The sequence below is a fragment of the Actinomadura sp. NBRC 104425 genome, assembly GCF_030269545.1.
GTDB lineage: Bacteria > Actinomycetota > Actinomycetes > Streptosporangiales > Streptosporangiaceae > Spirillospora > Spirillospora keratinilytica.
Genome location: NZ_BSTN01000027.1, coordinates 21,186 through 34,155 on the forward strand (window position 1 = coordinate 21,186; position 12,970 = coordinate 34,155).

14 protein-coding genes are annotated in these 12,970 nt (G+C 72.6%); 5 read left to right on the forward strand and 9 right to left on the reverse strand.

Annotated elements, in window-relative coordinates:
• Positions 1–7: 7 nt before the first annotated feature.
• From QSK22_RS27795 to QSK22_RS27810, 4 genes are all read left to right on the forward strand, one after another.
• Positions 8–976, forward strand: a complete 969-nt coding sequence (locus QSK22_RS27795; protein WP_285497369.1) for a 2-hydroxyacid dehydrogenase — start codon at positions 8–10, stop codon at positions 974–976.
• A gap of 106 nt (positions 977–1,082) precedes the next feature.
• On the forward strand, positions 1,083–1,526 hold the full coding sequence (locus QSK22_RS27800; RefSeq protein WP_285497370.1) for a VOC family protein: 444 nt from the start codon (positions 1,083–1,085) through the stop codon (positions 1,524–1,526).
• 77 nt (positions 1,527–1,603) lie between these two features.
• Complete coding sequence (locus QSK22_RS27805; protein WP_285497371.1) at positions 1,604–2,026, forward strand: RNA-binding S4 domain-containing protein; 423 nt, start codon at positions 1,604–1,606, stop codon at positions 2,024–2,026.
• A 116-nt stretch (positions 2,027–2,142) separates the two neighbouring features.
• Entirely contained in the window at positions 2,143–2,745 is a 603-nt protein-coding gene (locus QSK22_RS27810; RefSeq protein ID WP_285497372.1) for a hypothetical protein, read from the forward strand.
• Between the two features lie 104 nt (positions 2,746–2,849).
• On the opposite strand, the gene QSK22_RS27815 is transcribed toward QSK22_RS27810, so the two are convergent.
• The 3 genes from QSK22_RS27815 to QSK22_RS27825 form a co-directional block, all read right to left on the reverse strand.
• Complete coding sequence (locus tag QSK22_RS27815) at positions 2,850–3,815, reverse strand: amidohydrolase family protein (RefSeq protein WP_285497373.1); 966 nt, start codon at positions 3,813–3,815, stop codon at positions 2,850–2,852.
• 64 nt (positions 3,816–3,879) lie between these two features.
• The gene (locus QSK22_RS27820) at positions 3,880–4,236 is read right to left on the reverse strand and encodes an antibiotic biosynthesis monooxygenase family protein (protein WP_285497374.1); all 357 of its coding nucleotides are present in this window, start codon (positions 4,234–4,236) and stop codon (positions 3,880–3,882) included.
• A 352-nt stretch (positions 4,237–4,588) separates the two neighbouring features.
• Positions 4,589–4,924 (reverse strand): hypothetical protein, encoded by a 336-nt coding sequence (locus QSK22_RS27825; protein ID WP_285497375.1) that lies wholly within the window; start codon positions 4,922–4,924, stop codon positions 4,589–4,591.
• Between the two features lie 191 nt (positions 4,925–5,115).
• Between QSK22_RS27825 and QSK22_RS27830 the strand changes: the two genes are divergently transcribed.
• Positions 5,116–6,375 carry a tetratricopeptide repeat protein gene (locus QSK22_RS27830; RefSeq protein ID WP_285497376.1) on the forward strand — a complete coding sequence of 420 codons (1,260 nt, stop codon included), beginning with the start codon at positions 5,116–5,118 and terminating at the stop codon, positions 6,373–6,375.
• Between the two features lie 146 nt (positions 6,376–6,521).
• Here the strand turns inward: QSK22_RS27830 and QSK22_RS27835 are convergent, their stop codons facing one another.
• From QSK22_RS27835 to QSK22_RS27860, 6 genes are all read right to left on the reverse strand, one after another.
• Positions 6,522–7,568, reverse strand: coding sequence for an SIS domain-containing protein (locus tag QSK22_RS27835; protein WP_285497377.1), 1,047 nt, complete (start codon positions 7,566–7,568; stop codon positions 6,522–6,524).
• Positions 7,569–7,606: 38 nt separating this feature from the next.
• The gene (locus tag QSK22_RS27840; protein WP_285497378.1) at positions 7,607–8,413 is read right to left on the reverse strand and encodes a BtpA/SgcQ family protein; all 807 of its coding nucleotides are present in this window, start codon (positions 8,411–8,413) and stop codon (positions 7,607–7,609) included.
• A gap of 173 nt (positions 8,414–8,586) precedes the next feature.
• Positions 8,587–9,456, reverse strand: coding sequence for a sugar phosphate isomerase/epimerase family protein (locus QSK22_RS27845; protein WP_285497379.1), 870 nt, complete (start codon positions 9,454–9,456; stop codon positions 8,587–8,589).
• A complete protein-coding gene (locus tag QSK22_RS27850) occupies positions 9,453–10,469 on the reverse strand; it encodes a Gfo/Idh/MocA family oxidoreductase (RefSeq protein ID WP_285497380.1) in 1,017 nt (338 codons plus the stop codon). Before QSK22_RS27850 ends, QSK22_RS27845 begins: the two co-directional genes overlap by 4 nt.
• 118 nt (positions 10,470–10,587) lie before the next feature.
• Complete coding sequence (locus tag QSK22_RS27855) at positions 10,588–12,012, reverse strand: sugar porter family MFS transporter (RefSeq protein WP_285497381.1); 1,425 nt, start codon at positions 12,010–12,012, stop codon at positions 10,588–10,590.
• Between the two features lie 14 nt (positions 12,013–12,026).
• Positions 12,027–12,965, reverse strand: a complete 939-nt coding sequence (locus QSK22_RS27860; RefSeq protein ID WP_285497382.1) for a TIM barrel protein — start codon at positions 12,963–12,965, stop codon at positions 12,027–12,029.
• Positions 12,966–12,970: the final 5 nt, after the last annotated feature.

The window sequence follows — 12,970 nt, forward strand, 5'->3', positions numbered from 1 at the left end:
CATGCCCGTGAGAAAGGTGAGTATGGAGCCGCACGTCTACGTCCCCCGGCTGCTGACCGACGCGGCGATGCGCGAGGTGCGCAGTCTCGGGCGCCCCGTCGTCGCGGGCGGGGAGGACCCGCCGGACCGGGCCACGCTGCTGCGGGACGCGGCGGGCGCCGCCGCCGTCGTGTGCACGTTGACCGAGCGGATCGACGCCGAGTTCCTCGACGCGGCCGGCCCGCAGCTCAAGGTGGTGGCGAACACGGCGGTCGGCTACGACAACATCGACGTGGCCGCCGCCACCGAACGCGGCGTCCGAGTCACCAACACCCCGGGCGTGCTGGACGGCGCGACCGCCGACCTGACCATGGCGCTCATCCTGGCCGCGGCCCGGCGCGTGCTCGACGGCGACCGGCTGCTGCGCGACCGCACGCCGTGGGTGTGGGGGCCGCGCATGCTGCTGGGGATGGACATCAGCGCGGGCGCCACCCTCGGCATCGTCGGCTACGGCCGGATCGGGCGGGCCGTGGCGCGGCGCGCCCGCGCGTTCGACATGAAGATCGTGGCGACGCCGTCGCGGTCGGCGCCGCCGGACGACGACGTGGAGTTCCTCGAACTGCCGGACCTGCTGGAACGCAGCGACGTCGTCACCCTGCACTGCCCGCTGACCGAGCGCACCCGGCACCTCATCGACGCCGACGCGCTGCGCCGGATGAAGCCGACGGCGATCCTCGTCAACACCGCGCGCGGCGGGATCGTGGACGAGGACGCGCTGATCGAGGCGCTGCGCTCGGGGACGATCGCCGCGGCCGGGCTCGACGTGTTCGAGGACGAGCCGAACGTCGACCCCCGGCTGACCGAACTGCCCAACACCGTGCTCACACCCCACCTGGGCAGCGCCGGCGTGGCGACCCGGGAACGCATGTGTCGCCTGTCGGTGGCGAACGCGGCCGCCGTGCTGGCCGGGAAGGAGCCCCCCACCCCGGTCAACTGACGCCGCGGGAGCCGGGCGCCTGCCCGCCGTGCACGGGTCGCCGAGCCCGCGCGACGACGCCGGCCGCATCCGCGCGCGCCGGCACCTCGACAAGGAGAAAGCCGCAATGAGCACGCAACTGCCGCCGTTCCATCTGGCCATCCCCGTCGACGACCTCGACGCCGCCCGCGAGTTCTACGGGACGGTGCTCGGCTTCGGCCAGGGCCGGTCCGACACCAGGTGGATCGACTGGAACTTCATGGGCCACCAGGTCGTCACCCACCAGGTCGGCGACGGGCCCTCGGACAAGCCCCGCGACGGCATCGCCGGGACCAATCCCGTCGACGGCCATCAGGTGCCCGTCCCGCACTTCGGGCTCGTCCTGCCGGTCGAGGAGTTCCACCGGCTCGCCGACCGGCTGCGGGCCGCCGGCACCAAGTTCGTGATCGAGCCGTATGTCCGTTTCGAGGGCGAGCCGGGCGAGCAGTGGACGATGTTCCTTCTCGACCCCGCGGGCAACGCCCTGGAGTTTAAAGCGTTCGCCGACCTGAACCAGCTGTTCGCCACCTGATCGCCGCACCGGCCGGGCCCGCCGTCCGGGCGGCGGGCCCTCCCGGGCGGCGCGGGTCGTGCGTTAGTGTCGTCGCCATGGCGGACGACGATTCGGTGCGGATCGACGTGTGGATCTGGGCGGTGCGGCTGCTGAAGACCCGTTCGATGGCCACCACCGCGTGCCGGGCCGGGCACGTCCGCCTCAATGACAAGCGCGCCAAGCCGTCCGCCCTGGTCAAGCCCGGCGACGAGGTGCGGCTGCGGCACGACGGCCGGGAACGCGTGGTGGTGGTGCGGCGCATCATCCGCCGCCGCGTCGGCGCATCCGTCGCGGCGGAATGCCTCATCGACAACAGCCCGCCCCCGCCGCCGCGCGAACTGCTCGCGCCCGTCGTCCGCCGCGACCCCGGCACCGGCCGCCCCACCAAGCGCGACCGCCGCGAGCTGGAACGCCTCCGCGCCCAGATGATGGCACCCCACGTCAACCGCCACCTGCCCCGCCCGCCCCGCCGCGGCTGACGGCTTGCGGCGCCCCCGGCTCGCCGTCCCGGACGGCCCGGTTCCTCGCGGCACATCGGGCGATGCTACAAATAGTAGCGATGTAGTCACTTTATGTGCTGATCGTGGGGGGAGCCATGTCTGTTCTGTCCGGACGTCTCGTGCGGTGCGGTCTCGCCGGGCCGCTCGTCTTCGCCGGCGTCACCGTCCCGGCCCCTGCGGCCGACTCCGCCCTCGCGTCCCCGCCATCGCCCGCCCAGCACCGGGCACCCGCCCGGTACGGGTCGCTGACCTGCGCGGCCGCCACCACGCCCGGCAGGCCGATGAGGTTCCGCCCGCCGATCCGGCTGCGGCGCCAGCACGTCACCACCCGCGCCAGGCTGGTCCTGCGCGACTGCACCTCGGCCGATCCCCGCCGGTCCCGCATCGCCTCCGGAGTCATGACACTGACCGGCACCGCCTATGCCAACTGCCTCGGTGTCAGCGACCTGCGCGGCCGCGCCACCGTCACCTGGTACGACGCCTACGGCCGTCCGCTCGCCCGGTCGGTCCTGCGCACCGGCGGCGCCCAGAGCAACCGCGCCCGCACCGACGCCCAGCTCAACGGCCGCGTCACCGCGGGCTACCTGGCAGGCCACTCCTTCTACGGCAGCGTCCGCCCGAGGGGCCGGGTGGCCCGCTGCTTCACCCGCCAGGGCATCCCTTCGATCCACGGCACCGGCCGCCTCACCATCGACTGACCGCAACCACCGCCCGAAACCGCACCAGCCCGCGCCCCCGAGACACCAGCGAAAGAAACCGCTGCTGCGTCGAGAGGGGGGCGGGGGCTGGTGGCGGTCGGGTGTCACATCGTCGTGGTGTGGACGGGGAGGCCGAAAAGCCTGGCTGCGTTCTCGTGGCACATGGCCCGCAATTGCTCGGCGCTGGGGGACACCTCCTCCAGGGCGCGCAGGCCGTCGCCGACGACGTCTGGCAGCGGCGGCGAGTCGGTGCCGAACAGGATGCGGTCGGAGCCGAAGACCGCCAGGGCGGCGCGCAGCGCCACGCGGCTGGGGGTGGCCGTGTCGACCCAGATCTGCCGCAGGAAGGTGCTCGGCGGGCGGCTGATCGGCCAGCCGCCCTCGCCGCGCGGGCGGCCGCCGCCCCAGTGCGGCGCGTGGTAGGCGCGGTCCAGCCGTTCCACCAGCAGGGCCAGCGCGCCGCCGGCGGCGGTGGCGATCAGCCGCAGCCCGGGGTACTTCTCCAGCCAGCCGCCGAAGATGACGCAGGCGGTGCCGGTGGACACGTCGTCGAACCGGCCGATCCCCTCCAGCAGCAGCGGGTCCGTCAGCCCCGCCCCGGCGGCGGGCCAGGCCGGGGCGTGCAGCATCACGGGCACGTCGTGCTCGGCGGCCATGGCGAAGAAGCCGTCGCAGCGCGGGTCGTCCAGGTAGCGCCCGGCGACGCTGGTGTTGATGATGAACCCGACGAACTCCGGGTTCGCCAGCGTGCGGGCGGCGGCCGCCAGGTGCGCGTCGTCGCCGAACGGGTTGACGTAGACCAGCGCGCGCAGGTGCTCGGGGTGGTCGGCGACGGTGCCGCCGAGCCAGTCGTGGAAGGCCGCCAGCTGGTCGACGGTCTGCGCGTAGTTGTCGACGCCCGGGATCGGCGCCATCACACCCGCGCCGACCGGGCTGCCGACGATCGACATCCGCACGCCCCTCGTCAGCTTGTCCTCGATCATGCCTTCGACGTCGCCGAGGCCCGGCGGCATCGGGAAGCGGCGCACCATGTCCGGCGGGCTGATGTGCGCATGGCAGTCAATGGTCATTGCATGCCTCCACAAGACGGGACGTTGCGGACGGTCCCCGCGGCGTATGCGCGGCGGTCGGCGGTCAGCGCGGCGTCTCGGTGGTGGCGTGCACCGCGAAGCGCAGCGACTCGCGTTCGGCGGTGTGCCTGATCATGGGTGCGACCATCCGCCGGTGCGCGGGGTCGCCCTCCCAGGCCAGGAAAAGCTCCTCGCTGGCCCACTCACTGGTGATCAGCCACTCCGACGGGTCGCGGGTGGACTGGCAGAGCTGGTCGCGCACGTGCCCGGGAACCTCGGCGACCCGCCACCGGATCTGCTCGTAGGCGCGGCGGAACGCCTCCTGCTCAGCGGGATCGACCCGCATGAAGAACAGGACGCGGTAGCGGGCGCCGGAATCGGCGCGGTAGGCGGACGGAACGGCCTGCTCGCTCGTGCTCATGTGCCCTTCTCCCTGCTGCTCGTTGCGAACACCGTCAGAGAATCGGGCGACCGGCCACGGAAATGCGTGCTGCGCCCGCGTGCGCGGAACCGGTCTCCCGGCGGCTCACTACCCCGCCGACCTGCCCCTAATCACGAACAGTCACCATCAACAACGACGTGTCACCGCGAACGGGAAATGACCGGTGAATACCGAGGCGGAGAAGGGGCACGGCTCGCCCGGCAGGTCAAAGATTGCGGAGATCCCACGCGGTCGGCCGATGCGTTCAGCGCAATATCCGCGCACGCGGGCGCACAACAAGACCCGCCGGGTTTGCGCGGGTCCTGTGACGTGCCGTCGTGCGAAGGGCCGGTCAGGCGATGGCCGGGGGAGCGGAGGCCGCCAGCGAGCGGGCCTGCGAGACCACCTGCGCCGCCCACGCACCGGACTCCGGTCCGGGCGGCAGCTGGACGGCGTGGTACAGCCCCTGACCGGTGACCGAGATCGTTACGAAACCGGTGTAGCGGCGCTGCTTCATCAGCAGAAACAGCAGCCCCAGCAGGCAGAACCACACGAAGATGATGGTCAGCACGATCGCGACCGGTGGAATTCCCTCGTGCACCTGGGTGGAGTCCTGCACGGCCCAGACCGTCCCGTGCAGCGGGTAACGGCCATGCGGGACTATCACGTGGGTCTGGGTGATCGCCATATCTCCGATGGTCAGCAGAACCTGTTCGTTGCCGGGCGGGTAATAGCCCACAGACCACCGTCCCTTGACCGAGGTGCGCTTCGGGGAGGAGGCAAGCATAGCCAGCCCGCAATGAACACGACCAGCGACGAACCACAAGCGCAGCGAAAATGGGATGTCCCGATTACGGGCGACCTGTACGGTGCCGCACCATGAGCGACGATGCACGGGAACTCCTGCGGGCCGGCGACATCCCCGGGCTGCTGCGGCACCTGCGGTTCAATGCCGAGGACATGCAGCAGGCCGAGGTGGCGCGGCTCATCGGAGAGGCCGCCGCCCGGTCCGGGTTCGACGACCTCAGGCAGGCGGCCGCCGCCGTCGCCACCGATCCGGACGACCCGAGGAAGCTTTACGACTACGGGTACGCGTGCGTCGAGCGAGGGGTGTCCTACCTCGCCGTTCCGGCGCTGCGCAGGGCCCTCGCCCTGGCGCCCGGGGCGCCGGCGCTGCTGACCGAACTGGTCGCCGCGCTGGAGGACGAGGCCCGGCACGCCGAGGCCGTCGCCGTGCTGGACGAGAACGCCGCCGCCCTGCAGCCCTGGCCCGGCCGCTACCTGCTGGCGTACAACGCGCTCATGGCCGGGGACCTGGACCGCGCCACGGCGGAGGCCCGGCGGCTGCCCGACCCCGAGGACCGCGACTGGCTGCCCGCCCGCGACCGGCTCAACCGCATGCTCGACCGCGCCCACGCCGTCCGCGCCGTCAGCCCGCTCGACCGGCGCGACCTGCGCGGCTGGCACTTCGCGCTGACCGGCGGCGTGCTGGCCACCCTGTCCCCGTTCGGGTTCGACGAGGGCATGACCGGCCGGTACGCCTACACGGGCGACGCGTTCGGCGGCTGCCGCCGCTCCCTGGACCGGCTCCGCCTGATCCTGGACGCGGCCGGGCGCCGGCCCGAAATCGTCGCGCTGCTCCCCGACCGTTCCAGCCACATCCTCGGCCTCGCGGCCGCGGGACTGCTCGGGCTGCCCGCCGAGCCGTTCGACCCGGCCCGCCCCGACGCCCTCGTCGTGGCCTACGACCTCAACGAGATCGACGCGGGCCAGCTGTGGGACCGCGCCCCGGGCCAGGTGCTGTTCGAGCACGCCACCTGCTGGACCGACCCGCCGCAGGTCAGCGCGGACGTCAGCGGCTTCCTGCACCAGACGGTGACGCCCCCGTGGGGCGAACGGCTGCACGCGGACCCGGACGGCTCGGTGCGGCGGCTCCCGCCCGACGAGCGGCCCGTGGAGGAACTGGCCGCCGAGATCGTCCACGCCGCGCCCCTCACACACGAGGGTGAAGACGGCGCGCCCCCCGACACCGACGAGGCGCTCGCCCACCTCGTCGCCTCCGTCCGCGACCAGTGGCTGACCGGCCCCCGCCACCGCGTCGGCTCCCCCGGCCCCGTCCCCAGCTCCCGCTTCCTGTGACCCGCGCCACCAGCCCCGCCCCCGACGCGATGGCACCGACGGCGGGTGGGCGAGCCAGTCCGTCAGCGCGACGAACCATCGCGAAGGCGGCCCCCGGCGAGCGGCGGCGGAAGCAGTTGACCTCCCGCCACTGACCCTGCCCGGGCTCAAGAGCGGTGTGTCTGGAACGGCAGCCGCCCCAGCCGCTGGGCCACGAAGCACGCCACGTACCCGGCGAACAGGTGGTACAGCAGCGGGGAGAACTCCTCGCGGACCTGCCCGTGCACGGGCAGCGCGGCAAGGGCATGGCGGGCGACGGCGGTGTCGCCGCGGCCGGTGACGGCGATGACCCGGCGGCCCAGGCCGCGTGCCCGGGCGGCGACTCCGGCGGCCAGGTCGTGCGAGCGGCCCGGCGGGGCGATGACGAACACGGGCATGTCGTCGGGGTAGGCGAACCGTTCGACATGGCTCCACTCCTCCAGGTCCTGGCCGACGGCGAAGACGCTCGCTCCCTCCACCATCTTGGCGGCGGCGAACAGCGCGGTGCCGTAGGAGGGGCCGCTGCCCAGCATCACCATGGCCGGGGCGTCGGCGACCAGGCCCGCCACCCGCCGGCACTCCTCCTTCAGCGTCTTGGCGGTGGCGTCCACCTGGTCGGCGAGCACGGCCGGTTCCTCGTGCGCGACGCCGGCGTCCCGGCCCAGCCGCGGCGCGATCGACAGCAGGCCCAGCAGGCTCGCCTGGTAGGTCCGGATTCCGGGGGACGGCTCGCCGTCGGGCAGATCGACCAGCAGCGTGCGGTCGGCGACCTGCGTCACCGGGCTGCCGGGCGTCCCGGTCACCGCCACGGTCAGCGCACCGTACCGGCGGGCGGCGTGCAGGGCCTCGATGACGCGTTGCGTCCCGCCCGAGGCGGAGATCGCGACCACCAGTACCCGTCCCGGCGCGGCGGGCCGCATCCACTCGGCCGCGTAATGCGCGAACCGCATGGCGCTCAGCGGCTCGCAGGCGACCCCGCCGATCGATTCGAAGGCCATTTCGGCGGCGCAGGCGGCATGGTAGGAGTCGCCGTCCCCGGTCAGGAACACCCGCTCGACCTGGGCCCACTGCGCCGGGTCCAGCAGGCCGCAGGCCCGTTCGCCGAACCGTCCGGCCGACGCGCGGATGTCCTCCGCCAGCGCTTCGACCTGCCGGACCATCACCTCGGCCTCCACCCGCACCCTCCCATCTCGGCAGCCTGGGGACTCGCGGCTCAGGGCTCCAGGGAGCGGACGATGTCCATGTACGCCTTGACCCGCTCCACGTCGATCCGGCCGCCCCAGCCGCCGACCTCCAGGCAGGTGCCGACGAACGCCCCGTCGGCCGCCGCCAGCAGCCGCGCGGCGTTGCCGTGGTCGGTGTACCCGGCCAGGATGACCGGCAGGCCCGGCGCCGCCCGGCGGACCGAGGCGACCATGTCCAGGGCGGTGGCCTCGTCGGGGTGGCCGACCGCCACCGCGTCCGCGCCCACCTGCATGGCCGCGCGCGCCACCTCCCCGGTCGGTTTGGGCTCGCCGAACCATGTGAAGTGCATCGAGTCCACGTCGGCGATGACCTTGACCTGCCGGGCGTTGATCTTCCGCCGGTATTCGGCCACCGCCAGCGGGTCGGCCTGCACCAGGCCGTGCGCGGTCAGCGTCGCGCCCACCAGCGCGCCGGCGCGGATGTAGGAGCCGCCCGCCACCTTCGCCACCGCCAGCGACGCCTTCAGCGCGTTGCGCATCAGCTGCACGCCGATCTGGAAGTCCGGGCGGGTGGCGGACGCGATGGCCGAGGTGATCAGCCCGATCGCCGTCGTGCGTGCGGGGTCGGAGTCCTCGCCGGTGCCGTAGACGCGGTCCACCGTCTGCACCAGGCACCCGTCCGCCCCACCCTCGTCCAGGGCCCGCGCCGACTCCACCGCCGTGTCGAGGATCTCCGGGAAGCTGCCCTCCTCGTACAGCGGCGTCCCGGGCAGCGGCCTCAGGTGGACCATCCCCAGGACGACCTTGCGGCGGCCGAGCGTGTCGAAAACGCGCATCGAGCACCCTTCCCCGTGGGCGGCGGCACGGGCATCGTAGGTTCGCCGACGTCGCCCGGCGCAAGCTTTCCACCGGACCGGAACCGGCCGCGGAAACCGCCCGAACACCCGGCAGGGTGCGTAAAAACGGAAGAGGGCCCCCTCACCCGAGGGAGCCCTCCCGGTTCATTTGCTCACTTCGCGAAGTACTTGGCGATGTACTGCTCGACCTGCTCGCGGTTGTAGACCGCCGACTCGCGGGCGCGTTCCTCCCAGGCGAACACGCACACCGTGAGGATGCCGTCGAAACCGATCTCCGCCAGGCTCTGGAAGGTCAGGTCCCAGTCGACCTCGCCCTGCCCGATGTCCAGGTGCTGGTGGACGCGGATCTGGTCGGCCAGGCTCGGCGGGTTGACGATGTACCGGTTGCCCGAGGACGCGCGGTGGTCGAAGGAGTCGGCCACGTGCACGTGCGTCAGCAGCGACCCGGCGCGCCGCATGATCCCGGCGATGTCGCCGCCCTGGTGGAAGGTGTGCGGCGCGCAGTACACGAACGACACGAACTCGGCGTCGATGGCCCGCACCAGGTCGACGGCGGCGTGCCCGTCCTCGACGAAGTCGTAGGGGTGCGGCTCCAGCCGCAGTTCCAGCCCCTCCCGCTCGAAGATGGGCAGCAGCTCCTCCAGCGACCGCCAGAACTGCCGTTCGCTCTCGGACGACGCCACCGCCCGGCCGTTGAACTCCGAGTTCATCACCGGGCAGCCCAGCTCCACCGTCAGCTCGATGGCGCGCTTCCAGTACCGCACGGCCGCCTGGCGGTTCTCCTCGTCCGGGCAGGACCACTCGTACACCGGCAGCACCGAGGACACCTGCACGCCGGCCGCGTCCAAGGCCTTGCGGAAGGCGCGCACGGCGGCCTTGTCGGCGCGCGGGTGCAGGTAGAAGGGGATGAAGTCCTCGCGGGGCGACAGTTCGATGTACTCGTAGCCCAGCTCGGCCACGACGCCGGGCAGCTCGGTCAGCGGCACGTGCCGCAGCATGAACGGGTCCAGGGCGATCTTCATCGCTGCTCTCCGGTGTAGAACGCGGGACGGGAGACCATGTCGACGGGGACGACCCCTCCGGTCTTGAGCGCCTCCACGGCCGCGTCGCCGACCGCGGTGGCCGCGTAGCCGTCCCAGGCGGAGGGGCCGGTGGCCGTGCCCTCGGACGCGGCGTCCACCCATGCCTGGAACTCGGCGTCGAACGCGGCGCCGAACCGCTCCCGCCAGTCCGCGGTGACGGCGGTGCTCTCCCGCCCGTCCTGGCGCACCGCGGGGCGGGCGGGGTCGGCCAGCCGGGCGGCGCCGGTCTCCCCGACGATCTCGCAGCGGATGTCGTAGCCGTACCGGCAGTTGACGAAGACCTCCACGTCGATGCGGGCGCCGCCGGAGGTCTCGAACAGCATGATCTGCGGGTCCTGCAGGTGGTCGAACCGGTGGCGGGTGGGCCGCGGGGTGAGCACCTGCGCCGAGACGATCTCCTCGTCCAGCAGCCAGCGCAGCACGTCCACCTCGTGGACGGCGGTGTCCAGCATGGCCATCTCGGAGGTGTAGGAGTCCGGCACGCCGGGGTTGCGGTGGGCGCAGTGCACCATCAGCGGGGTGCCGATCCGCCCGGCGTCGACGAGCTGCTTCAACTGCCGGTAGGCGTCGTCGTAGCGGCGCATGAACCCGACCTGGACCAGCCGCTTGCCGTGCTCGGCCTCGGCCGACATGATGCGCCGGCAGTCGGCCGCGTCGGTGGCGAGGGGCTTCTCGCAGAACACCGGCTTGCCGGCCGCGATGGCGTTCAGCACGTGCTCGGCGTGGGTGGGCCCCCACGAGGTCACCAGCACGGCGTCCACCTCGGCACTGGCGATCACCTCGCTGCCCGAGTCGTACACCCGGGCGCCGGTCTCGGCGGCGATCGCCTCGGCCCGGTCGGCCGCCAGATCGGTGACGGCGACCACCTCGGCGCCGGTGACGACACCGGACAGCCTGCGGGCGTGCTCCTGGCCGATCATTCCGGCCCCGATCACTCCGACGCGCAGTGGCATCGCGAGTCCTCCTGTTCGCAGTGGTCTGGGTGTGTCTCGGGCGGCCGCGGGCGGCGGCGCGGCGGCGGGAGCGGACCGGCCGCGCCCGCGCCGGAGCCGGTGCCCGCGGCCGCGGCGGTCATCGCGAGTACCTGGCGCGCAGTTCGGTCTCCAGCGCCTCCAGGGAGCGCCCCCGGGTCTCGGGCACGTACCGGGCGACGAACAGGATCGCGGCGATGCCCAGCGCTCCGAACAGGAAGAACGTGGTCGAAATCGTGATCTTGTCGACCAGCACCGGGAAGGTCAGCCCGACCAGGAAGTTGGTGATCCACAGGGTGAGGCCGGCCAGCCCCAGGCCCAGGCCGCGCAGCTTCAGAGGGAAGATCTCCGCGAGCATCAGCCAGGTCACCGGGGAGATGGCGCCCTGCTGGAAGGCCAGGAACGTGACGGTCATGGCCAGCACGACGTACGCGCGTCCCGGCCCCTCGGGCATGGCGAGGGAGATGACGCCGATCAGAAACAGGCTGCCGGTCGTGCCGATCTGCCCGGCCAGCAGCATGGGCCGCCGGTTCACCCTGCCCAGCAGGTAGATGCCGACGACGGTGGCCAGCACGGAGATCACGCCGTTGGCGATGTTGGCGGTGAGCGCGCTGTCGGTGTCCAGCCCGGCCTCGGTGAGGATGCTGGTGCCGTAGTACATGATCGAGTTCACGCCGGTGATCTGCTGGACGACGGCGATGCCCAGCCCCACCAGGACGAGCCGGCGGATCCACGGCGTGGCCAGGTCGGACCAGCGGCCGCTGCGGGCGGTCTTGTCCTCCAGGGCGAGCCGCTTGACCTCGTCCAGCTCGGCCGCGGCGCGTTCGGCGCCGCGCACCTGCCGCAGCACCTCCAGCGCCTCGGAGAAGCGCTCCCTGGAGGCCAGCCAGCGGGGGCTCTCGGGCATGACGAGCATGCCGAACCACAGCACGACCGCGGGGATCGACGCGATCGCGAGCATGTACCGCCACACGTGCCCGGCCTCGCCGAACGCGTTGCCGATGACGGCGTTGGTGGTGAACGCCAGCAGCTGGCCGCTGACGATCATCAGCTCGTTCTGGGTGACCAGCCGTCCGCGCCGTTCGGCGGGGGAGACCTCGGCCAGGTAGACCGGCACCGTCACCGAGGCGCCGCCGACGGCCAGGCCGAGCACGAACCGCGCCACCACCATGATCTGCGTGGTCGGCGCCAGGGCGCAGCCCAGCGCACCGACCAGGAAGATCACGGCCAGCATCAGGATGTTGCGGCGGCGGCCGCGGGCGTCCGACAGCCGCCCGCCGGAGACCGCGCCGAACGCCGCGCCCAGCAGCAGCGAGCTGGTGACCAGGCCCTCGGTGAACGAGCTGAGGCCCAGGTCGTCCTTCATGTACGGCAGGGCGCCGTTGATGACGCCGGTGTCGTAGCCGAACAGCAGGCCGCCGAAGGTGGCGATCACCGTGATCAGCTTCAGCCGGCGGGAGTGAGGCCCGGTGATGTCGAGCGGGATGGGTGGCGCCCCGGGGGCGCCGCTCTGGACATGGGACATGGGGACGGACCTCGCTACCGGATCGCGGGACGGCGGCTGCCGGACAGGCCCTGCCCGGCCAGGTATTCACGGGTGCGGACGGCGATGGGAAGCGGGACGTCCGGCTCGCACGGGTACAGGTCCTGCTCCACGATCACGAACAGCTCGGCGTCCAGCTTGGACAGCTCGGCGACCACCTCGGCGGGGTCGGGCACGCCCGCCGGGGGCGCGACGCACACGCCGCGCCGGACGGCCTCGCCGAACCCGAGGTTCTCGGCGCGGACCTGGACCAGCACATCCGGGTCCATCTGTTTGATGTGGACGTAGCCTATGCGCTCGCCGTACCGGCGGATGAGGTCGACGGCGTCGCCGCCGCCGTAGGCGACGTGCCCGGTGTCCAGGCACAGGTTGACGTAGCGGGAGTCGGTGCCGTCCAGGAGGCGTTCGATCTCCGGCTGGGTCTGGATGTGGCTGTCGGCGTGCGGGTGGACGACCAGCCGCACGTCGTGCTCCTCCAGGAGGATCTTGCCGAGTCTGTCGGCCGCGGCGGTGAGGGTGCGCCACTGCTCGGCGGTGAGGGTGGGCTCCTCGGTGAACTCGCCGGTCTTCTCGTCGCGGAACATCGGTGGGATGAAGACCAGGTGGTGGGCGCCGGCCGCGGCGGTCAGCGCGGCGACGCGGCCGACCTGGGCGAGCATCGCGTCCCACTCGCCGGGCCGGTGCAGGGCGCCGAAGGTGGTGCCGCCGGACACGCTCAGCCCGCGCGCGCCGACCTCCTCGGCGAGCCGGTCGGGGTCGGTGGGCAGGTAGCCGTACGGGCCGAGCTCGAGCCACTTGTACCCGGCCTGCGCGAGCTCGTCCAGGAAGCGGGTGAAGTGGACCTGGCGTTCGTCCTCGGGGAACCACACGCCCCAGGAGTCCGGGGCGGAGCCGAGACACAGGTTGCCCGCGACGGGGCCGGAGATCGTCGTCATCGTCC

Bases quoted from the DNA above. Each gene is read 5' to 3' on its own strand.
- QSK22_RS27800 (WP_285497370.1), top strand. From the start codon at position 1,083: ATGAGCACGCAACTGCCGCCGTTCCATCTGGCCATCCCCGTCGACGAC.
- QSK22_RS27805 (WP_285497371.1), top strand. From the start codon at position 1,604: ATGGCGGACGACGATTCGGTGCGGATCGACGTGTGGATCTGGGCGGTG.
- QSK22_RS27810 (WP_285497372.1), top strand. From the start codon at position 2,143: ATGTCTGTTCTGTCCGGACGTCTCGTGCGGTGCGGTCTCGCCGGGCCG.
- QSK22_RS27815 (WP_285497373.1), bottom strand. From the start codon at position 3,815: ATGACCATTGACTGCCATGCGCACATCAGCCCGCCGGACATGGTGCGC.
- QSK22_RS27820 (WP_285497374.1), bottom strand. From the start codon at position 4,236: ATGAGCACGAGCGAGCAGGCCGTTCCGTCCGCCTACCGCGCCGATTCC.
- QSK22_RS27825 (WP_285497375.1), bottom strand. From the start codon at position 4,924: ATGGCGATCACCCAGACCCACGTGATAGTCCCGCATGGCCGTTACCCG.
- QSK22_RS27830 (WP_285497376.1), top strand. From the start codon at position 5,116: ATGAGCGACGATGCACGGGAACTCCTGCGGGCCGGCGACATCCCCGGG.
- QSK22_RS27840 (WP_285497378.1), bottom strand. From the start codon at position 8,413: ATGCGCGTTTTCGACACGCTCGGCCGCCGCAAGGTCGTCCTGGGGATG.
- QSK22_RS27845 (WP_285497379.1), bottom strand. From the start codon at position 9,456: ATGAAGATCGCCCTGGACCCGTTCATGCTGCGGCACGTGCCGCTGACC.
- QSK22_RS27850 (WP_285497380.1), bottom strand. From the start codon at position 10,469: ATGCCACTGCGCGTCGGAGTGATCGGGGCCGGAATGATCGGCCAGGAG.
- QSK22_RS27855 (WP_285497381.1), bottom strand. From the start codon at position 12,012: ATGTCCCATGTCCAGAGCGGCGCCCCCGGGGCGCCACCCATCCCGCTC.
- QSK22_RS27860 (WP_285497382.1), bottom strand. From the start codon at position 12,965: ATGACGACGATCTCCGGCCCCGTCGCGGGCAACCTGTGTCTCGGCTCC.